Genomic DNA, 19,694 nt, shown 5'->3' on the forward strand with positions numbered 1-19,694 from the left:
CCTCGACGAGGCCCGCCTGTGCGAGCTGCCGATAGGCGGCGACCACGGTGTTGCGGTTGACCCCGAGATCCACGGCGACGGCCCGCACCGACGGCAGCAGGGTGCCGGGGGCGAGCTCGCCGCGTTCGATGCGCGTGCGCAGGTCGGCGGCGATCCCGGATGCCGAATTGCCGGTCAGATCGATGCTCATGCGCCCCCTCGACTCACCACCAGCCTATGTCCTGCGCCATGCTACGGTTTGGCCTAAGCCAATAGATCGCGCCCCGAAGCGCGGAACCTCGCGCCGACAGGCGCGGAACGGAGTGGACATGACCGACACCGGAACACCCCGCGTCAAGCGCGGCCTCGCCGAGATGCTCAAGGGCGGCGTGATCATGGACGTCGTCACCGCCGAGCAGGCCCGCATCGCCGAAGACGCCGGCGCCGTCGCCGTCATGGCGCTCGAGCGCGTTCCCGCCGATATCCGCGCCCAGGGCGGCGTCGCGCGCATGAGCGATCCCGACCTCATCGACGACATCATCGCGACCGTGTCGATCCCGGTCATGGCGAAAGCCCGCATCGGCCACTTCGTCGAGGCGCAGATCCTGCAGGAGCTCGGTGTCGACTACATCGATGAATCCGAAGTGCTCTCGCCCGCCGACTACGTCAACCACATCGACAAGTACGGCTTCACCGTGCCGTTCGTGTGCGGGGCGACGAACCTGGGCGAGGCGCTCCGCCGCATCACCGAGGGCGCGGCGATGATCCGTTCCAAGGGCGAGGCCGGCACGGGCGACGTGTCGGAGGCGACCAAGCACATCCGCACCATCCGCGGAGAGATCAACGCCCTGCGCGCCAAGACGAAAGACGAGCTCTACGTCGCCGCGAAAGAGCTGCAGGCGCCCTACGACCTCGTCGCCGAGATCGCCGAGACCGGAAAGCTCCCCGTCGTGCTGTTCACCGCCGGGGGAGTGGCGACCCCGGCCGACGCCGCCATGATGATGCAGCTCGGCGCCGACGGCGTGTTCGTGGGCTCCGGCATCTTCAAGTCGGGTAATCCCGCCCAGCGCGCCGCGGCGATCGTGAAGGCCACCACCTTCCACGACGACCCGAAGATCGTCGCCGAGGCGTCGCGTGGGCTCGGCGAGGCGATGGTCGGCATCAACGTCGCCGACCTCCCCGCACCGCACCGCCTGGCCGAGCGTGGCTGGTAGAAGCCCGCGCGTCGGAGTTCTCGCCCTCCAGGGCGATGTGCTCGAGCACCTGTCGCTGTTGACCGCCCTCGGCGCCGACGCACGACCCGTGCGTCGGCCCGAGGAACTCGCCGCAGTGGAGGGTCTCGTGCTCCCCGGCGGCGAATCGAGTGTCATCGACAAGCTCGCGCGCGCCTTCGGGCTCTTCGACCCGATCCGTGCGGCGATCGCCGCCGGCCTGCCGATGTACGGCACGTGCGCGGGCCTGATCCTGCTGGCCGACCGCATCGACGGAGCCATCGCCGGACAACGGACGTTCGGGGGCATCGACGCGCGCGTCGCGCGGAACGTCTTCGGCGGGCAGACCGCCTCGTTCGAGACCGACCTCGACGTGCCGGTGCTGGGTGAGCCGCCCGTGCACGCCGTCTTCATCCGTGCCCCCGCGGTCGTGGAATGGGGCCCGGATGCCGTGCCTCTGGCATCCCTCCCGGACGGGCGCGTCGTCGCGATCGAGCAGGGCGCGCTGCTCGGCACGGCCTTCCACCCCGAATCGACCGGAGAGACGCGCTTCCACAAGCGGTTCCTCTCGCACGTCGACGCCAGACGCGGGACGAGCGCCCCTGCGTTCTAGAATGGAAAGATGTCCGGACACTCCAAATGGGCCACGACCAAGCACAAGAAGGCGGTCATCGACTCCCGCCGCGCCAAGTCGTGGGCCAAGCTCATCAAGAACATCGAGGTCGCGGCGAAGCTCGGTGGGGCCGACCTCCAGGGCAACCCGACGCTGTTCGACGCGGTCCTCAAGGCCAAGAAGACCTCGGTCCCCAAAGACAACATCGACCGTGCGATCAAGCGCGGTGCCGGCATCGGCGGCGAGGCCGTCGAGTACGCCTCGATCATGTACGAGGGCTACGGCCCCAACGGCGTGGCGTTCCTCATCGAGTGTCTGACCGACAACAAGAACCGCGCCGCGGCCGAGGTGCGCACGGCTCTCAGCCGTAACGGCGGCACGCTCGCCGATCCGGGCAGCGTCGCCTACAACTTCAGCCGCAAGGGCGTCATCGTCGTCCCCTCCGAGGGCACCAGCGAAGACGACGTCATGCTCGCTGTCCTCGAGGCCGGCGCCGAAGAGGTCGAGCCCCACGGCGAGGGATTCGGCGTTATCACCGAGGCCACCGACCTCGTCTCGGTCCGCAGCGCCCTGCAGGAGGCCGGAATCGAGTACGACTCGGCAGACGTCGAGTTCGTCCCCTCGCTCAAGGTGGAGGTCGATGCCGACACCGCCCGCAAGGTGTTCCGACTCATCGACGCCCTCGAAGACAGCGACGACGTCCAGAACGTCTACACGAACTTCGACCTCACGTCCGAGGTGCAGGCGGAGCTCGAGAACGACGAGTAAGGGCGCGCCCCCGATTGCCACACGGCCCCTGCGCTTAGCGTGGGGGCCGTGTCCCGTTCTCTCCGCGTGCTCGGCATCGACCCCGGCCTCACCCGCTGCGGCGTCGGGGTCGTCGACGTTTCCCCGAACCGCACCGCCTCGCTGGTGCACGTGGGTGTCGTCCGCTCCCTGACGACCGACCCCATCGAGAAGCGGCTGGCCGCGATCGCCGCCGGCATCCGTCTCGTGCTGGCCGAGCACGATCCGGGGGTGGTCGCCGTGGAACGCGTCTTCGCGCAGAACAACCGCCACTCCGTGATGGGAACGGCCCAGGCAAGCGGCATCGCGCTCCTACTGGCCGCGGAGTACGGCATCCCGGCCGCGACGCACACCCCGAGCGAGGTGAAGGCCGCGATCACCGGTTATGGCTCCGCCGACAAGCTCCAGGTGCAGACGATGGTCGCGCGCGTCCTGCGCCTCGACGTCCTTCCCCAGCCCGCGGATGCCGCCGACGCACTGGCGATCGCGCTGTGCCACGCCTGGCGCGGAGGTGCCGCGTCGGCGTCGGAGGAGACGTCGTTGACGCCCGCTCAGCGGGCGTGGCGTGATGCGGAGAAGCGTCGTTCTCCACAGCCCCGTGTCGGTCGAACGAATGTACGAACGGGCGCGTAGGCTACCGACATGATCTCTTCGCTGCACGGGACGGCGGCCCACGTCGCCGACGACTCGCTCGTGGTCGTGGTGGGCGGTGTCGGCTTCTCCGTCGCCGTCACCGCGCAGTTGGCACGCGCGGTCCACGTCGGAGCAGACGTGCACCTGCACACCAACCTCATCGTGCGCGAAGACGCGCTGTCGTTGTTCGGTTTCGAGAGCCGCGAAGAGCTGACGGTCTTCACGCAGCTCATCAGCGTGACCGGCGTCGGGCCCAAGTCCGCCCTGGGTGTGCTGTCAGCTCTAACGGTGCCGCAGATCGCCCAGGCCGTCGCCGACGACGATGACGCTCCCTTCCGTCGCGTGTCGGGCATCGGCCCCAAGACGGCGAAACTCATCGTGGTGCAGCTCGCGGGCAAGCTCGCCGTCGTCCCTGCGGCCGCTCCCGCGGCCGTCAGTGCGCACGGGCAGGTTCCACTGCAGGTCACACAGGCGCTGATCGGGCTCGGGTGGAGCGAGCGCACCGCCGCCGAGGCAGTGGCATCCGTCGCCGAGAACGCCTCCGACGGCGACCGGGCGTCGGTGCAGAGCCTGCTGCGTCTGACGCTCGCGCTGCTCGGACCCGCGCGCAAGGAGACCGTGGGTGGCTGACGTCCGCGACGCGGGCACGCCCGACGACGAGACCGAGCTCGCGATCGAGGGAGCGCTGCGCCCCGTCTCGCTCGCCGAGTTCGTCGGCCAGCACAAGGTACGCGCGCAGCTGCAGCTGTTGCTCGACGCCGCTCGCATCCAGCAGCGCTCGCCCGATCACATCCTGATGTCGGGCCCGCCCGGGCTCGGCAAGACGACGCTCGCGATGATCGTCGCCCACGAGAGCGGTCGGCCGCTGCGGCTCTCGAGCGGCCCGGCCATCCAACATGCGGGCGACTTGGCCGCGCTGCTGTCGTCGCTCACCCCGGGCGAGGTGCTCTTCATCGACGAGATCCACCGGATGGCGCGCTCGGCGGAAGAGATGCTCTACCTCGCGATGGAGGACTTCCGCATCGACATCATGGTGGGCAAGGGCGCGGGCGCAACGAGCATCCCCCTCGACCTCTCTCCGTTCACCCTCGTGGGCGCCACCACGCGCGCCGGACTCCTCCCCAACCCCCTCCGCGACCGCTTCGGTTTCACCGCCCACCTGGAGTACTACGAGCCCGAAGAGCTCGAACTTGTGGTCTCGCGCTCGGCGGCCATGCTCGATGTAGGACTCCCGGGCACGGCGCGGTCGGAGATCGCCCGCCGCTCACGCGGCACGCCCCGCATCGCCAACCGCCTGCTGCGCCGTGTGCGCGATTATCTTGTCGTGCACGGCCCCTCGGCCGGCGCCGACGACGGCCACGCCGACCTTCGCACGGTGGGCGCCGCACTCGATCTCTACGACGTCGACGCCATCGGCCTCGACCGACTGGACCGCGCCGTGCTCGACGCCCTCGTTCGTCGGTTCCGAGGGGGTCCGGTGGGTCTCAGCACACTCGCCGTCGCCGTCGGCGAGGAGCCCGAGACGATCGAATCCGTCGTCGAGCCCTACCTCGTGCGCATCGGATTCATGGGGCGGACGCCCCGTGGCCGTGTCGCGACGCCCGAGGCGTACGACCACCTCGGCGCTCCCCACCCCGACGGCCTCCTCCGGTTCAGCCAGGGCGTATGACCTATACTCGGCGAGGGATTCCCCGACCCTCGCTAGGCAGTGCCGCACGGCGCGCCTGATTTGAAAGGTGCACCGCCTCCATGGATAGTCTCCTCCTTCCCCTTCTGCTGGCCGGCCTGCTCGTCTTCATGTTCGTGAGCTCCCGCCGCCGCATGAAGAAGCAGAAGGCCGAGCAGGAGAAGAAGGCCCGCGATACTGTTCCCGGCGCCGAGGTGCTCCTCCAGGGTGGCCTGTACGGCACCATCGTCGAGTACGACGGCGAAGACCTCGACAAGCCCGCGCTCGTCGAGATCGCCCCCGGCATCGTCATCAAGGTGCACAGCCAGGCCGTCCTGCGCATCGTCGACCCGATCGAGGGAGCCGTCACCGAAGACGAGTTCATCGAGGCCGAGGAGTCCGAGGCCGAGTACATCGCGGGGGTTGCCGACGGCGACACCACCTCGATCAGCGACGACAAGCGCGCCGCGCGCCAGAACACCGTCGACGTCGACCGCGACGACAAGGACCGCCCCGCGGTCTGACCACCCCCTCTCCCTTTCGTTCACCGCCGCACAGAAAGCCGACTCCGTGGCGCCCTCGACTCCCGTCCGTCACGCCTGGCGCGTATTGACCGGACTGCTCGCCATCACCGGCGTGCTCTTCGGTATCAACGCCCTGGGTGTGTACACCTTCAATGCCAGCTCCTGGACCCCCGACCTCGCCCTCGACCTCCAGGGCGGCACGCAGATCATCCTGCAGGCCCAGACGACCGACGGCGCCGCTCCCGACAGCGAGCAGCTGGAGCAGGCCGTCACGATCATCCGCCAGCGCGTCGACTCGTCCGGTGTCGGTGAGACCGACGTCGCGACCGAGGGCGGTCGCAACATCGTCGTACAGATCCCCGGTCAGGCCGACGAGGCCACGCGCGAACGCATCCAGAGCTCCGCTCAGCTGCAGCTTCGTCCGGTGCTGTTCACGGGCTCGCAGGCGACCTCGTTCGTCGGCGAGGACGGCAACTCCACGCCGTACCCCACGCCCGACCCCGCACTGCCGGCGACGCCGACCGCATCGCCCACCAACGCCAGCGATCCCGCCTACATCACGCCGGCCCTGCAGGCGGAGTTCCTCGCGTACGACTGCGCCAACCCCCCGTCGAACCCCTCCGAGGCCCCGGCCGACCAGCCGATGATCACGTGCGGCATCGAGGACGGCGGGAAGTACATCCTCGGCCCCGTCGAGCTCAACGGCACCGACATCAGCGATGCGACCAACGGCCAGGAGCAGAACACGGGCCGCTGGGCCGTGAACCTCGTCTTCAACGACCAGGGCACGCAGACGTTCGGCGAGATCAGCCAGCGCCTCGTCGCGCTGCAGCCGCCGCTGAACCAGTTCGCGTTCGTCCTCGACGGCTCTGTGCTGTCGGCGCCCGTCATGCAGGGGACCATCCTCGACGGCCGCCCGAGTATCACCGGCAGCTTCACGCAGGAGTCGTCCAAGGCTCTCGCCGACCAGCTCAAGTACGGCGCCCTGCCTTTGAGCTTCACCGTCGTCAGCTCCGACACCGTCTCGGCCACCCTCGGATCGCAGCAACTGCAGGTCGGATTCATCGCCGGCCTCATCGGACTGGGCCTCGTCGCGATCTACTCGTTGATCGTCTACCGCGCACTCGGCACGGTGATCATCGCGTCGCTCGGCGTGATGGCCGTGCTGACATACGTGGCGCTGTGCATCCTGGCTTGGCGAGCCGGGTTCCGCCTGTCGCTCGCCGGCGTCGCGGGCCTGATCGTCACGATCGGCTTCACCGCCGACTCGTTCATCGTCTACTTCGAACGCATCCGAGACGAGTTGCGCGACGGCAAGTCGATCACGGCCGCGGTCGAAGACGGCTGGGCTCGCGCGAAGCGCACGATCTACATCTCGAAGTCGATCAACATCCTGGCCGCCGTCGTGCTGTACATCCTCGCGGATGCCACGGTGAAGGGCTTCGCGTTCACGCTGGGCCTGACGACCGCGATCGACATCCTGATCTTCATCCTCTTCACTCACCCGGTCATGCAGCTGCTGGCCCGCACTCGGTTCTTCGGGTCGGGCCACCCGCTCTCGGGCATGGACCCCCACGCGCTGGGAGCCGTCTACCGCGGTCGCGCAGAGTTCCGCGCCCCCGTCGCCGACGCCTCGCGCGCCAAGCGCTCACGCGGCGAGGCCCAGCGCCGTCAGACCATCGCGGAACGCAAGCAGGCCGAACTCGCCGCCGCCGGCCGCGGCGATAGCCGCTCCACGAAGGAGGGAGACAACTGATGCGCTCCATGACGCAACTCGGTAACGACCTCTACTCGGGCAAGACCTCTTTCCCGTTCGTGCAGCGTCGCCGCCTGTGGTTCATCATCGCCGCGGTGCTCGTCATCGGCGCGGCTCTCGTGCCGTTGTTCCGCCCGGTGCAGTTCTCCATCGAGTTCACCGGCGGTGCGCAGTTCACGGTGTCGAACCCGGCATCCCTCGACCAGTCCCTCGCCACCGAGGCCGTCGCGTCGGTGCTCCCAGGCGCCACCACGCGCGTGTCGACGATCAACGACCAGGCCGTTCGCGTACAGACCGACCAGCTCGACAACGACGAGGCGCAGGCGGTGTCGGCCGCGCTCGCCACCGCCTACGACGTGCCCTCGTCGGAGATCACGAACTCGTTCATCGGCCCGACCTGGGGCAACGACGTCACCCGCCAGTCGTTGTGGGGTCTTTCCATCTTCCTCGCGCTAACGTTCCTGATCCTGGCGATCTACTTCCGCACGTGGAAGATGTCGGTCGCGGCGATCATCGGCCTCGTCGACGTGCTCGTCATCACCATCGGCGTGTACGCCGTCTTCGGGTTCGAGATCTCGCCGGCTGCCGTCATCGGCTTCCTGACGATCTTGTCGTATGCGCTATACGACACCACGGTCGTCTTCGACAAGGTGCGCGAGAACACCCGGGAAGACGGCGAGATATCCGGCCGCACGTTCGCGGAGTCGGTCAACCTCGCCGCCAACCAGACGCTCATCCGCTCGATCAACACCACCGTCGTCGCGATTCTGCCGGTGGGCGCGATCCTCTTCATCGGTGTACCCCTCGGTGCCCGCACGCTCAGCGACATCTCGCTGTCGATCTTCGTCGGCACCATCGTTGCGGCGTACTCCACGCTGTTCGTCGCCGTGCCGATGTACGCCCTTCTGCGCGAGAAAGAGAAGCCGGTCGCTCAGCGCGACGCGCGCGTGCGAGCCGCTCGCGAGAAGGCAGGGGTTCCGGCCTGAGGGCGGACCCGCATCGCAACGCCCGTCTGAGGTGAGGCCCCGACGGCATGTCGGGGCCTCACCCGTCGGGGCGTAGACTTGGACGAACGGCCGTAGGGGAGAGGTGGCGATGACCGAGACCGCGTCCTCAGCGCCACCGCCGTCCTCTCTGCGTCGCCTCGTACCGCGCATCTTCTCCCGTGCCGCGCGCCGCGACGACGTCGACAAGCTGCTGCGTACCGTACGCACCCATCACCCCAAGGGTGATCTCGCGATCATCGAGCGCGCGTACGCGGTCGCCGACAAGGCGCACGACGGTCAGAAGCGCCAGAGTGGTGAGCCGTACATCACCCACCCGCTCGCGGTGGCGCAGATCCTCGCCGAGCTCGGCCTCGGCCCCAAGGCGATCGCCGCCGCCCTGCTGCACGACACGGTCGAAGACACCGGCTACCCGCTCGACGAACTGGCCGCCGACTTCGGCGACGAAGTGGCGATGCTGGTCGACGGGGTCACCAAGCTCGACAAGGTCAAGTACGGCGACAGTGCACAGGCCGAGACCGTCCGCAAGATGATCGTGGCGATGTCGAAAGACATCCGCGTCTTGTTGATCAAGCTCGCCGACCGCCTGCACAACGCGCGTACCTGGGGCTTCGTCCCCCCGCACAAGGCGGCGAAGAAGGCCACCGAGACGCTGGAGATCTACGCGCCGCTCGCGCACCGCCTTGGCATCCAGGCCATCAAGAGCGAACTCGAAGACCTCTCGTTCGCCGTGATGCATCCCAAGCTCTACGCCGAGATCGAGAGTCTCGTCAAGCAGCGCACCCCGCAGCGCGAGCAGTACGTGCAGAACGTCATCGACGCCGTCGACGCGGATCTGCGCGAGTTGCGCGTGCGCGGCCGCGTGATGGGCCGGCCGAAGCAGCTCTACTCTGTGTACCAGAAGATGGTCGTGCGAGGGCGTGAGTTCGACGACATCTACGACCTCATCGGCATCCGCATCCTGGTGGGCACCGTGCGCGACTGCTACGCCGTGCTCGGTGCGATCCACGCGCGATGGACGCCGCTGCCCGGGCGCTTCAAGGACTACATCGCGACCCCGAAGTTCAACCTCTACCAGTCGCTCCACACGACGGTGATCGGTCCGGGCGGGCGTACGGTGGAGATCCAGATCCGCACGCACGAGATGCACCAGCAGGCCGAGTTCGGCGTCGCCGCGCACTGGAAGTACAAAGAGCGCATGGCCGGCACGAAGTCGGATGCCAAAGCCGTCGACGCCGACATGGCGTGGATCGCCCACATCTCCGACTGGCAGGCCGAGACGGCCGACCCGGGGGAGTTCCTCGATTCGCTGCGCTTCGAGATCGGCGCGAAAGAGGTCTACGTCTTCACGCCCAAGGGCCGCGTCGTGGGTCTTCCCACCGGGGCGACGCCCGTCGACTTCGCCTACGCGGTGCACACCGAGATCGGCCACCGCACCATGGGGGCGAAGGTCAACGGGCGTCTCGTGCCGCTGGAGTCCACGCTGCAGAGCGGCGACGTGGTCGAGGTCTTCACCTCGAAGAACCCCGACGCCGGCCCCAGCCAGGACTGGCTCGGCTTCGTCAAGAGCACACGCGCGCGCAACAAGATCCGCGGGTGGTTCACCAAGGAGCGCCGCGAAGAAGCGATCGAGCAGGGCAAGGACTCCATCGCCCGAGCCATGCGCCGGCAGAACCTCCCGCTGCAGCGCCTGATGAGCCAGGACTCGTTCACCGAGGTCGCGCGACTCTTCCACTATGAAGACGTCTCCGCGCTGTACGCCGCGGTCGGCGAGGGACACGTCTCGACGCAGTCGGTGATCGAGAAGGTCACGGCCCTCGTCAGCGTCGAAGAGACCAACACCGGCCCCATCGACATCCCCGTCGGACGCAGTCGGGCTCCGCGCGGCGGCGATTCCGGCGTGCTCGTGCGCGGCGCCCCCGACATCCTGGTCAAGCTCGCGAAGTGCTGTACACCCGTTCCCGGTGACGAGATCGTCGGGTTCGTGACCCGTGGAAGCGGTGTCTCGGTGCACCGCGGCGACTGCACGAACGTCAAGTCGCTGAAAGAAGAACCCGACCGTCTGATCGAGGTCGAGTGGGCGCCGACTACGAAGAGCGTCTTCCTCGTGCAGATCCAGGTCGAAGCGCTCGATCGGTCGGGGCTGCTCAGCGACGTGACGCGGGTACTCAGCGAGCACCACGTCAACATCTTGTCGGCGACCGTGTCGACCACGAACGACCGGCTGGCCCTCAGCAAGTTCGTCTTCGAGATGGGCGACACCGTGCACCTGGATCGCGTGTTGAACGCTGTCAGACGCATCGACGCCGTCTACGACGTCTATCGCGTCACCTCGTCGTAGTCCCCGACAGCAGGACCGCCGCGCGTCGTCCGTGCGGGAACCGCGGATGCCGTACGAGCCACTCCTCAGCCGAACCGCGCACGAGCGGATCGGTGTCCGCCCAGGTGCGCGCGAGGGCCTGGTCACCTGCAGCGTCGGAACGGGCGAGGTCGACGAGCGTCCGCGCGGGTGAGCTCACATGGACACCCGCGATCACCCACACGTCTGCGGGATCCAGACGCACGTCGTGGAAGATCGTGCGGGCGCCGGAACGAGCCCGCGCACGGGTCGCACCCGCCCTCTGAACGTGGTGCGGCGTCGGTTCCTCCGACACCGCCCCGTGTATCCACGCCGCGCTACCGCGCGCGGCCGCCCATCGCTCGCCCAGCAGGGGGAGCAGGCTGCGGGCACGCATCCACGGCGTCTCGGCGGCATCGGCGGGCATGAATCCCTCGCCGAGCGGCACGAGCACACCATCGAGGCACGCGGCGGTCAATTCGGCGAGTGAGAGACGCTCGTCGGCAAAGAACAGGAAGGGCGACACCATCCCGCCAGTGTGGCGGGGCGATGTCGCCCAGGACGCCGGGGGGGCGGGCCGGGGGGGTGCCGGTCAGCCGCCGAGCGCGCGCAGCCAGGTGCGACGTGCCTCGAGGGCCTCCTTGGCCTGCGCGACGGCGCGCTTGTCGCCGCGGGCTTCGGCCTCGGCGACCTCGGCCTCGAGCTTGTCGATCGCGTCTGTCAGCTGGCGCGTCATGTCGTTGGCGCGCGCCTTCTGCTCGGGGTCGTTGCGCTTCCAGTCGGCGTCTTCGCGCGTGCGTACGCTGAGCTCGATCTTGCGCAGTTCATCGTCGAGCGTGCGCTCCTTGTCGCGCGGGAAGATGCGTCCGATATCGTCCCACTGGCGCTGGATCGCGGTCAGCTTCTGACGGGCGGTCGCGAGGTTCTTCTCATCGACGATCGGGGCGGCCTCCTCGAGGAGCGCGCGCTTCTGCTCGATCTTCTCTTTCGACGCCTCGTTCTCAGCGGACTCCCGCTCGATGCGCGCCCCGTACAGGGCGTCGCCGGCGGCCTTGAAGCGCGCCCACAGCGCGTCGTCGACCTTACGTCCCGCGCGTCCCGACGCCTTCCACGCGTCGAGCAGGTCGCGGTAAGCGTTGATGCCGTCTTCGCCGCGCGGAGCAAGCGCCTCGGCACGTTCGACGAGACGGGTCTTGGCCTCGCGCGCCGACTTGTGCGTCTCGTCGAGGGACGAGAAGAACTCGCGGCGGTGGCGATCGACCGTGGCGCGCGCGTCGCGGAAACGACGCCACAACTGCTGGGCGGCCGACTTCGACAGGCGCGGGCCGTTCTGCTGGTGCGCCTGCCACCGGTCGAACAGCGCCGTCATGTCGGCGGTCATCTGCTTCCACTGCACGCTCTGCGGGTCGCGTGCCGCGAGTGCCTCGGCCTCTTCGACGATCGCGGTGCGCTCGCGCACGGCCTCTTCGCCGGCCTGCTTGGCGGCGACGGCCTCGGTCTCGCTGGCTTCGGCGAGCTCGGCCGTGAGCGCGTCGACACGGGCGATGAGGGCGGCGAGGTCGCCCACGGCGGCCGCACCGTCGAGTTTGGTGCGGAGCGTCTTGGCGGTGGAGCGCAGATCGGATGCCGACGCGCCGCCGCGGCGGTGACGGGTCTCGATCAGCGTGACCTCGCCGGCCAGGTCGGAGAATTTGCGCTGGAAGTACGCGAGAGCCTCGGCGGGCGTGCCGTCGGGGTACTGACCGACCTCGCGCCACTGGTCTCCCTCACGAACCGACACGGTGCCGTCGTCGTCGACGCGTCCCCACGGCGGGGTCGTGGTCTTGGAGGCCGTCGCACCGGGGGGCGGTCCGGGCAGACGCGGGCCGGGGCGGGCCGCCGGCTGCGCGGGGGAAGGTGCGGCGGACGCCGGTTCGGCATCCTGAGCAGAGTCTTCGTCTGCGACGGCCTCGTCAGCGGCGGGCTCCGCGTCGGCGGCGGGCTCCGCGTTAGCGACGAGCTCCGCCTCAGCGGCGGGTTCCGCGTCAGCGACGAGCTCATCGGCGATGGGCTCGGCATCCGCATCCGCATTCGCGACAGGCTCGTCGGCGACGGTCTCGACATCGTCGACAGTCGCGTCGGCGACGGGCTTGTCGTCAGCGACGGGCTCGGCCAGGTCGGACGGGGAGGCGGCCTCGTCGTCCGCGAGGGGGTCGACCGCGGCGCTCGGATCGACGTCGGGAACCCCGTCGGGTTCGCGGTCCGCGCCGTCGGAGCCCGCAGCCGTCTGCTCACCGGCGGTGGGGGAGACGCCGTCGGTCTGCACCTCGGTCGTGGAAGAAGCGTCGGCCTCGGCGTTGCTCGCGGCGTCGCGCGGGTCGGAGGTCTCGGGGGTGGAAGCGGAAGACACGGATAGCACCTCATCGCGGCAGAGCCGCCTGGGGGAGAAGGACCCTCCGAGCCTAGTACGAGCCGCCCCGCCGACACAGGATCAGGGTGCGGTGGACTCCGTGGCATCCGGGGCCGGAGTCGCCGGCGCCTCGGTCGCGGGGGTGCTCGGGGCGGGGGTCGACGTCGGCACCGGCTCGGGCATCCCGGGCCCCGCGACGAAGTAGGCCGTCTGCGCGCCGATCGCCCCCAGGATGACGACGAGGCCCACGACGAGCGCGATCACGTTGTCGCGCGTGCGCCGGCGTCCCTGTCGTTCGTGCAGCTCGAGTCGCGCCTGGTAGGCGCGGGCACGTTCCCGCTGCTCCCGCGTCTGCCGGTCATTTCCGCGCGTCGCCACATCGGCCTCCTCTGCCCCTCCGGACTCGTCGATCCTACAAACACCGCGCCCGCAGCCCACGCGGCTCCCGGCCGCACGGTGCCGGTGAAGACGGATCCGATGTCGGAGGCCCCGGCTAGCCTGGAGCGGTGACCCCTTCTTCGGCGCTCTTCCAGGGCCAGACGCCGCTCGCCGTCCGCATGCGGCCCGTGAGCCTCGACGAGGTCGCCGGGCAGGGGCATCTGCTGCGTCCCGGTTCGCCGCTGGTCACCCTCGCCACGACCGACTCGTCGGCATCCGTCTCCGCTGTCTCGGTCATCCTGTGGGGCCCGCCCGGTACGGGCAAGACGACGCTCGCCCAGGCGATCGCCCGGTCGTCGGGGCGGCGGTTCGTGGAGCTTTCGGCGATCACGGCGGGCGTGAAAGACGTGCGCGAGGTCATGCAAGAGGCGCTGACGCAACGTGATCTGTACGGGCAGTCGACCATCTTGTTCCTCGACGAGATCCATCGCTTCACCAAGGCCCAGCAAGACGCGCTGCTGCCGGGCGTCGAGAACGGGTGGGTGGTACTCATCGCCGCGACGACCGAGAACCCCTCGTTCTCGGTCATCTCGCCACTGTTGTCGCGCTCGCTGCTGCTGACCCTGCGGCCGCTCGGTGACGACGACCTCGGAACTCTCGTCGACCGCGCCGTGAGCGACCCGCGTGGTCTGGCCGGCCGGGTCGAGCTCGACGACGACGCCCGGGCCGCCCTGGTTCGCCTCGCATCCGGAGACGCCCGGCGCGCGCTGACCGCCCTCGAGGCAGCGGCGGCGGTCGCGGGCGACCTCGACGCGGCGGCACCGGCACCCGCCGCCGATGAGACCGGCGAAGGCGAATCCGGGGAAGACGAGGTCGACGAAGACGAGAGCAGAGGTGATCAGGCGGATGCCGGGGACGGCACCGCGCCCACGACGGTCATCACGGCCGACCACATCGCCCAGGCCGTCGATCGAGCCCTGTTGCGCTACGACCGGCAGGGCGACGAGCACTACGACGTCATCAGCGCCTTCATCAAGTCGGTGCGGGGATCCGATCCCGATGCCGCGATCCACTATCTCGCGCGCATGATCGAGGCGGGGGAAGACCCGCGGTTCATCGCGCGGCGCCTCGTGATCTCCGCCGCCGAAGACATCGGCATGGCCGACCCCCAGGCGCTGCAGATCGCTGTTGCCGCCGCCGACGCCGTTGCCTTCATCGGCATGCCCGAGGGGCGCATTCCCCTCGCCGAGGCGACCGTCTATCTCGCCACGACCGCGAAGTCGAACGCCGCTTACAACGCCATCAATGCCGCGATCGCCGACGTCCGCGCGGGGGGCTTCGGCCGCGTACCGATGCACCTGCGCGACGCGCATTACCCCGGGGCGAAGCGCCTCGGCCACGGCAAGGGATACAAGTACGCCCACGACAGCGAGATCGGCATCGTCGCGCAGCAGTACCTCCCCGACGAGCTGCGCGGACGCCGCTACTACGCGCCCACGAACCACGGCGCCGAGCGCGACGTGTCGACGCGGCTCGAGAAGATCCGCCGCATCCTCGACGGCACCTGAGCGACGCACCCGGGCCGTCCGGTGGGCTCTGATAGCATGAACCGGCTCGAAACAGGGTTTTCGGGCATCCCCTCCTTTCTGTGATCACCTTCCGGTGCGCCCCGGCGTGCGCTTCGGATCGGGCGGAAGGGGGCGATACGCCCGTGAGCCGTGAAAGGCGCGGCCACGTCATCGGAAGGAGAACTTCGTGACCACGAAGTCTCAGGACCGCCGCAAGGTGCGTCTGTCGCGCGCCCTCGGCGTCGCACTCACCCCCAAGGCCGCCCGCTACCTCGAGAAGCGTCCCTACGCTCCCGGTGAGCACGGCCGCACCAAGCGCAAGGCCGACAGCGACTACGCCGTCCGTCTCCGCGAGAAGCAGCGTCTGCGCGAGCAGTACGGCATCCGCGAGAAGCAGCTGCGCATCGCGTTCAACGAGGCCCGCCGCACCGACGGCCTGACCGGTGAGAACCTGGTCGAGCTGCTCGAGATGCGTCTGGACGCCCTCGTCGTGCGTTCGGGCTTCGCCCGCACCACCGCGCAGGCTCGCCAGCTCGTCGTGCACCGCCACATCATGGTCGACGGCCAGCTCGTCGACCGCCCGTCCTTCCGGGTCAAGGCCGGTCAACTGATCCACGTCAAGGGCAAGAGCGAGGGCCTCGAGCCCTTCCAGGTTGCCGCCGCCGGTGGTCACGCCGAGGTTCTGCCCCCCGTTCCGGGCTACCTCGAGGTCGACCTCTCGACGCTGCAGGCCCGCCTGCTCCGTCGTCCCAAGCGCGCCGAAGTGCCCGTCACCTGTGACGTGCAGCTCGTCGTCGAGTACTACGCCGCCCGCTGATCCAGCGAGCAGAGAAGGGCGTCGGGGTTCCCCGGCGCCCTTCGTCGTTCCCGGGGCGGTCGCCTCTCCGAGACGCGCCGTCGCGAGGCGCCCAGCGGCATCCCGCATCCGACTCCCGCAGGACGGCGCAACGCTCGCAGGATCAGGGCCGAATGCCGCGAGGAACGTGCGCGAGCGCGAGTTGTGCGACGCGTCCCGGCGCAGCACAGACGCACGCCAGCGCCGGGTCGCGGCATCCAGCCCCATCCGATCCCCGCAGAACGGCGCAACGCTCGCATACTCGCGACCGAGTGCTGCGAGCAAGGCAATCGACTGCGAGCAGGGCGACGCGCCCAGCCGCACCGCGCGCGCGACGCCCGCGCACCCGCACGCTCGGCTTTCGCGCGCGGTGCACGGGGGCCGTCGCCTACGATGAGGGATGCCGCGAACGCGGCGTCGTATCGAGGAAGAAGTGGTGATCGTGAAAAGCCTCGTCTGGTTCGCGTTGGGCATCGCCGGTGGATTCGTCGCCGCCCACCTCGTCAACAAAGACCCCCGCGGTCAGGAGTTGCTCGCGCAGCTCGACTCCCGCATCGGCGAGTTCACCGACCACATGAGCGACGCGTACCACGACCAGGAGACCCGCCTGTCGGACATCCTCGATGATGCCAAGGGCGTCGCCGCCTCTGCCGCGGGTCACGTCACGGAAGCCGTGGATCACGCCGCCGACGCTGTCGGCAGTGCCGCCGCCGCTGCCAAGAAGACCGTTTCCCCCTCCGACTGACCTCTCCGCGCCCTCCGTCCGGCCGCCACTGGACGTAGCGCGCTCGCGCACGGAAAGACCCGCCATGAAAACCGCCGAGATCGCCCAGCGCTTCCTCGACTTCTTCGAGAAGAAGAATCACACGATCGTCCCCTCGGCCTCGCTCGTCACCGACGACCCGGCCCTGCTCTTCACCGTGGCGGGCATGGTGCCGTTCATCCCGTATCTCAGCGGCGTCGTGCCGCCGCCCTACCCGCGCGCAGCGGATGTGCAGAAGTGCATCCGCACCAACGACATCGAGGAGGTCGGCAAGACCCCCCGCCACGGCACCTTCTTCCAGATGCTGGGCAACTGGTCTTTCGGCGACTACTTCAAGGAAGACGCCATCCGTTTCGCATGGGAGCTGCTCACCGGCCCCGAGTCGGAGGGCGGTCTCGCCTTCGACCCGAAGGACCTGTGGGTCACCGTCTACGAAGAGGACGACGAGGCGCACGACCTCTGGCGCTCGCTCACCCCGCTGCCCGAGGAGCGTATCCAGCGCCTCGGCAAGGACACGAACTACTGGTCGACCGGCCTTCCCGGTCCCGCGGGCCCCTGCTCGGAGATCTTCTTCGACCGAGGACCCGACTACGGCATCGACGGCGGTCCCGCCACCGACGACGACCGCTACGTCGAGATCTGGAACCTCGTGTTCATGCAGTACGAGATCACGAACGTGCGCTCGAAATACGACTTCGACATCGTCGGCGAGCTCCCCGCGAAGAACATCGACACCGGCATGGGCCTGGAGCGCATCGCGTTCATCAAGCAGGGCGTCGACAACATGTACGAGACCGATCAGGTGCGCCCGGTGCTCGATCTTGCAGCGAAGCTGGCCGGCAAGGCCTACGGTCACGAGGCGCACGAAGACGACGTGCGCCTGCGCATCGTCGCCGACCACGTGCGTTCCTCGCTCATGCTGCTCGCCGACGGGGTGACCCCCTCGAACGAGGGTCGCGGCTACATCCTGCGCCGCATCATGCGGCGCGCGATCCGCTCGATGCGGCTGCTGGGCGTCGAAGGCGCGACCTTCCCCGAGCTGTTCGCCGCGTCGCGCGATGCGATGAAGGAGTCGTACCCCGAGGTCGAGACCGACTACGCCCGTCTCTCGGCGTACGCGATCGCGGAGGAGCAGACGTTCCTGCGCACCCTCGCGGCCGGATCGGCGATCCTCGACCAGTCGGTCGTCGAAGCGAAGAACGGCGGCGGCACCACCCTGTCGGGCTCCGAGGCGTTCCTTCTGCACGACACCTACGGCTTCCCGATCGACCTGACGCTGGAGATCGCCGAAGAGGCGGGTCTCACCGTCGACCGCGGTTCCTTCGATCAGCTCATGCTCGAGCAGCGCACCCGCGCCAAGGCCGACGCACGCGCCCGCAAGGGAGCCATCGCCGATCAGAGCGCGTACCGCGAGTTCCGTGCCCTCGGTGAAACGGTGTTCACCGGCTACACCGAGCTGCAGACGGAGTCGAAGGTCCTCGGCATCCTGATCGCGGGTCACGGCACCGATCGCGCCTCCGAGGGCCAGATCGCCGAGATCATCACCGCCGAGACCGCCCTCTACGCCGAGTCGGGCGGTCAGGTCGCCGACAAGGGCACCATCGTCGGCCCGGGCTACGCGCTCGAGGTGCTCGACGTGCAGCGTCCGGTGCCGGGCCTCATCAGCCACACCGTCGAGGTCACCACCGGCGAGGTGTCGGTCGGCGCTCCGGCGACGACCGTCGTCGACGCGCTGAACCGCCACTCGGCGCAGCAGGCGCACACCGCGACGCACCTCGTGCACGCGGCGATCCGCGACACCCTGGGCAAGACCGCCACGCAGACCGGTTCGCTGAACCGCGCCGGCTACATGCGGTTCGACTTCAGCTGGGGCTCCGCCCTGTCGCCCGAGACCCGCACCGAGATCGAAGACATCGCGAACAACGCCGTGCGCGACAACCTCGAGGTGACCACGCGCGTGATGTCGCTCGACGAGGCCAAGGCCGCCGGCGCCATGGCGCTGTTCGGCGAGAAGTATGGCGACACGGTGCGCATGGTCGACGTCGGCGGACCCTGGTCGCGCGAACTGTGCGGCGGCACCCACGTCGCCCGGAGCTCCGAGATCGGGCTGGTCAACCTCGTCGGCGAGCAGTCGGTCGGGGCCTCCAACCGGCGCGTGGAGGCCCTGGTCGGCCTCGACGCCTTCCGCGACCTCGCCGCCGAGCGGGCGATCGTGTCGCAGCTGTCCACGTCACTGAAGACACCGCGCGAGCAGTTGACCACGCGCATCTCGGAGCTCGCGGCGAGCCTCAAGGCCGCCGAGAAGAAGATCGCCGCCTTCGAAGCGCAGGCCCTCACCGGGCGTCTGCCGCAGCTGGTCGAGTCGGCCGTCGCCGTCGGCACGGTCCGCGTCATCGCCCAGAGCCTCGGGGAGGTCGCGTCGTCCGACGACGTTCGCTCGCTCGCGCTGCAGGTGCGCGACCGCCTGGGCTCCGACCCCGCGGTCGTCGCCCTGGCGAGCGTCACCAGCGGCCGTGCCACTGTCGTCGTCGTCACCAACGACGCCGCTCGCGAACGCGGACTCGCCGCCGGCGTTCTGGCGAAGGGTGCCGCCGGCGTCCTCGGCGGCGGCGGAGGCGGTCGTCCCGACGTCGCCCAGGGTGGCGGAACGGATGCCACGGCCCTGCCGCAGGCACTCGAGGGCATCGTCGCGGACGTGCGGGCGACCACCGCGTGACGGCGTTCCGGCGCGGCATCCGGCTGGGGATCGATGTCGGGCGCGCCCGCGTGGGCGTGGCCCGGTCGGACCCCGACGGGGTGCTCGCCGTTCCCGTCGAGACGGTGCCGCGCAAGGGCGAATCGGTGCGCCGCATCGCGGCTCTCGTCACCGAGTACGAGGCGTTCGAGGTGCTGGTCGGTCTGCCGCTGAACCTCCGAGGGGAAGACACGCCGTCGACGACCGACGCACGGGGCTTCGCGGAGGCGCTGGCGGCGGCTCTGCCGGTGCCCGTGAGGCTGGTCGACGAGCGTCTCAGTACGGTGTCGGCGCACAGCGTTCTGCGGGAGGCAGGACGTTCCCAGCGTGAGTCTCGTAGCATTGTGGACCAAGTCGCCGCTGTGGTGCTGCTGCAGCAGGCGCTCGACGTGGAGCGAAAGTCCGGTGAGCCGGCCGGACCCGCCGTATCACCGGGACAGGAGCCCGCCTGACATGCCCGAGAATCAGCCGCCCGAGAGCGATCCGTTCGCCGACCTCTACGGGCGTCTGCCCGACC

At 69.3% G+C, this 19,694-nt stretch carries 19 protein-coding genes; 15 read left to right on the forward strand and 4 right to left on the reverse strand.

Going from position 1 to position 19,694, the window contains the following annotated elements:
* Positions 1–190: winged helix-turn-helix domain-containing protein (locus tag RWP81_RS04365; protein WP_314452628.1), on the reverse strand; the 190-nt coding region annotated here is incomplete at its 3' end.
* Between the two features lie 118 nt (positions 191–308).
* Here RWP81_RS04365 and pdxS point away from each other — a divergent pair.
* The 10 genes from pdxS (at position 309) to RWP81_RS04415 (ending at position 10,513) form a co-directional block, all read left to right on the forward strand.
* A complete protein-coding gene (gene pdxS / locus RWP81_RS04370) occupies positions 309–1,193 on the forward strand; it encodes a pyridoxal 5'-phosphate synthase lyase subunit PdxS (RefSeq protein WP_243223530.1) in 885 nt (294 codons plus the stop codon).
* Entirely contained in the window at positions 1,183–1,803 is a 621-nt protein-coding gene (pdxT, locus tag RWP81_RS04375) for a pyridoxal 5'-phosphate synthase glutaminase subunit PdxT (RefSeq protein ID WP_314452634.1), read from the forward strand. Before pdxS ends, pdxT begins: the two co-directional genes overlap by 11 nt.
* A 9-nt stretch (positions 1,804–1,812) precedes the next feature.
* A complete protein-coding gene (locus RWP81_RS04380) occupies positions 1,813–2,571 on the forward strand; it encodes a YebC/PmpR family DNA-binding transcriptional regulator (RefSeq protein WP_314452637.1) in 759 nt (252 codons plus the stop codon).
* A 48-nt stretch (positions 2,572–2,619) separates the two neighbouring features.
* Complete coding sequence (gene ruvC, locus RWP81_RS04385; RefSeq protein ID WP_314452640.1) at positions 2,620–3,222, forward strand: crossover junction endodeoxyribonuclease RuvC; 603 nt, start codon at positions 2,620–2,622, stop codon at positions 3,220–3,222.
* Between the two features lie 9 nt (positions 3,223–3,231).
* The gene (gene ruvA, locus RWP81_RS04390) at positions 3,232–3,852 is read left to right on the forward strand and encodes a Holliday junction branch migration protein RuvA (protein ID WP_314452643.1); all 621 of its coding nucleotides are present in this window, start codon (positions 3,232–3,234) and stop codon (positions 3,850–3,852) included.
* Complete coding sequence (ruvB, locus tag RWP81_RS04395) at positions 3,845–4,891, forward strand: Holliday junction branch migration DNA helicase RuvB (RefSeq protein ID WP_314452646.1); 1,047 nt, start codon at positions 3,845–3,847, stop codon at positions 4,889–4,891. Before ruvA ends, ruvB begins: the two co-directional genes overlap by 8 nt.
* 80 nt (positions 4,892–4,971) lie before the next feature.
* Positions 4,972–5,412, forward strand: a complete 441-nt coding sequence (locus RWP81_RS04400; RefSeq protein ID WP_055954750.1) for a preprotein translocase subunit YajC — start codon at positions 4,972–4,974, stop codon at positions 5,410–5,412.
* 46 nt (positions 5,413–5,458) lie between these two features.
* Entirely contained in the window at positions 5,459–7,168 is a 1,710-nt protein-coding gene (gene secD, locus RWP81_RS04405) for a protein translocase subunit SecD (RefSeq protein ID WP_314452650.1), read from the forward strand.
* Entirely contained in the window at positions 7,168–8,154 is a 987-nt protein-coding gene (secF, locus tag RWP81_RS04410; RefSeq protein WP_055954756.1) for a protein translocase subunit SecF, read from the forward strand. Before secD ends, secF begins: the two co-directional genes overlap by 1 nt.
* A gap of 109 nt (positions 8,155–8,263) precedes the next feature.
* On the forward strand, positions 8,264–10,513 hold the full coding sequence (locus tag RWP81_RS04415; RefSeq protein ID WP_314452654.1) for a bifunctional (p)ppGpp synthetase/guanosine-3',5'-bis(diphosphate) 3'-pyrophosphohydrolase: 2,250 nt from the start codon (positions 8,264–8,266) through the stop codon (positions 10,511–10,513).
* On the opposite strand, the gene RWP81_RS04420 is transcribed toward RWP81_RS04415, so the two are convergent.
* The 3 genes from RWP81_RS04420 to RWP81_RS04430 form a co-directional block, all read right to left on the reverse strand.
* Positions 10,500–11,039, reverse strand: coding sequence for a type IV toxin-antitoxin system AbiEi family antitoxin (locus tag RWP81_RS04420; protein WP_314452657.1), 540 nt, complete (start codon positions 11,037–11,039; stop codon positions 10,500–10,502). The genes RWP81_RS04415 and RWP81_RS04420 overlap by 14 nt on opposite strands.
* A 63-nt stretch (positions 11,040–11,102) precedes the next feature.
* Complete coding sequence (locus RWP81_RS04425; protein WP_314452661.1) at positions 11,103–12,899, reverse strand: DUF349 domain-containing protein; 1,797 nt, start codon at positions 12,897–12,899, stop codon at positions 11,103–11,105.
* Between the two features lie 81 nt (positions 12,900–12,980).
* On the reverse strand, positions 12,981–13,277 hold the full coding sequence (locus RWP81_RS04430) for a dioxygenase (protein WP_314452665.1): 297 nt from the start codon (positions 13,275–13,277) through the stop codon (positions 12,981–12,983).
* 128 nt (positions 13,278–13,405) lie between these two features.
* Between RWP81_RS04430 and RWP81_RS04435 the strand changes: the two genes are divergently transcribed.
* The 5 genes from RWP81_RS04435 to ruvX all read left to right on the forward strand — a co-directional run bounded on the left by RWP81_RS04435 (position 13,406) and on the right by ruvX (position 19,629).
* Complete coding sequence (locus tag RWP81_RS04435; protein WP_314452668.1) at positions 13,406–14,845, forward strand: replication-associated recombination protein A; 1,440 nt, start codon at positions 13,406–13,408, stop codon at positions 14,843–14,845.
* 187 nt (positions 14,846–15,032) lie between these two features.
* Positions 15,033–15,662, forward strand: coding sequence for a 30S ribosomal protein S4 (rpsD, locus tag RWP81_RS04440; RefSeq protein ID WP_314452671.1), 630 nt, complete (start codon positions 15,033–15,035; stop codon positions 15,660–15,662).
* Positions 15,663–16,080: 418 nt separating this feature from the next.
* Positions 16,081–16,425, forward strand: a complete 345-nt coding sequence (locus RWP81_RS04445; RefSeq protein ID WP_314452673.1) for an ATPase — start codon at positions 16,081–16,083, stop codon at positions 16,423–16,425.
* A 64-nt stretch (positions 16,426–16,489) separates the two neighbouring features.
* Positions 16,490–19,159 carry an alanine--tRNA ligase gene (gene alaS / locus RWP81_RS04450; RefSeq protein ID WP_314452676.1) on the forward strand — a complete coding sequence of 890 codons (2,670 nt, stop codon included), beginning with the start codon at positions 16,490–16,492 and terminating at the stop codon, positions 19,157–19,159.
* Positions 19,156–19,629, forward strand: coding sequence for a Holliday junction resolvase RuvX (gene ruvX / locus RWP81_RS04455; RefSeq protein ID WP_314452679.1), 474 nt, complete (start codon positions 19,156–19,158; stop codon positions 19,627–19,629). Before alaS ends, ruvX begins: the two co-directional genes overlap by 4 nt.
* Positions 19,630–19,694 lie beyond the last annotated feature (65 nt).

The sequence above is a fragment of the uncultured Microbacterium sp. genome (genome assembly GCF_963521695.1).
Lineage (GTDB): Bacteria > Actinomycetota > Actinomycetes > Actinomycetales > Microbacteriaceae > Microbacterium.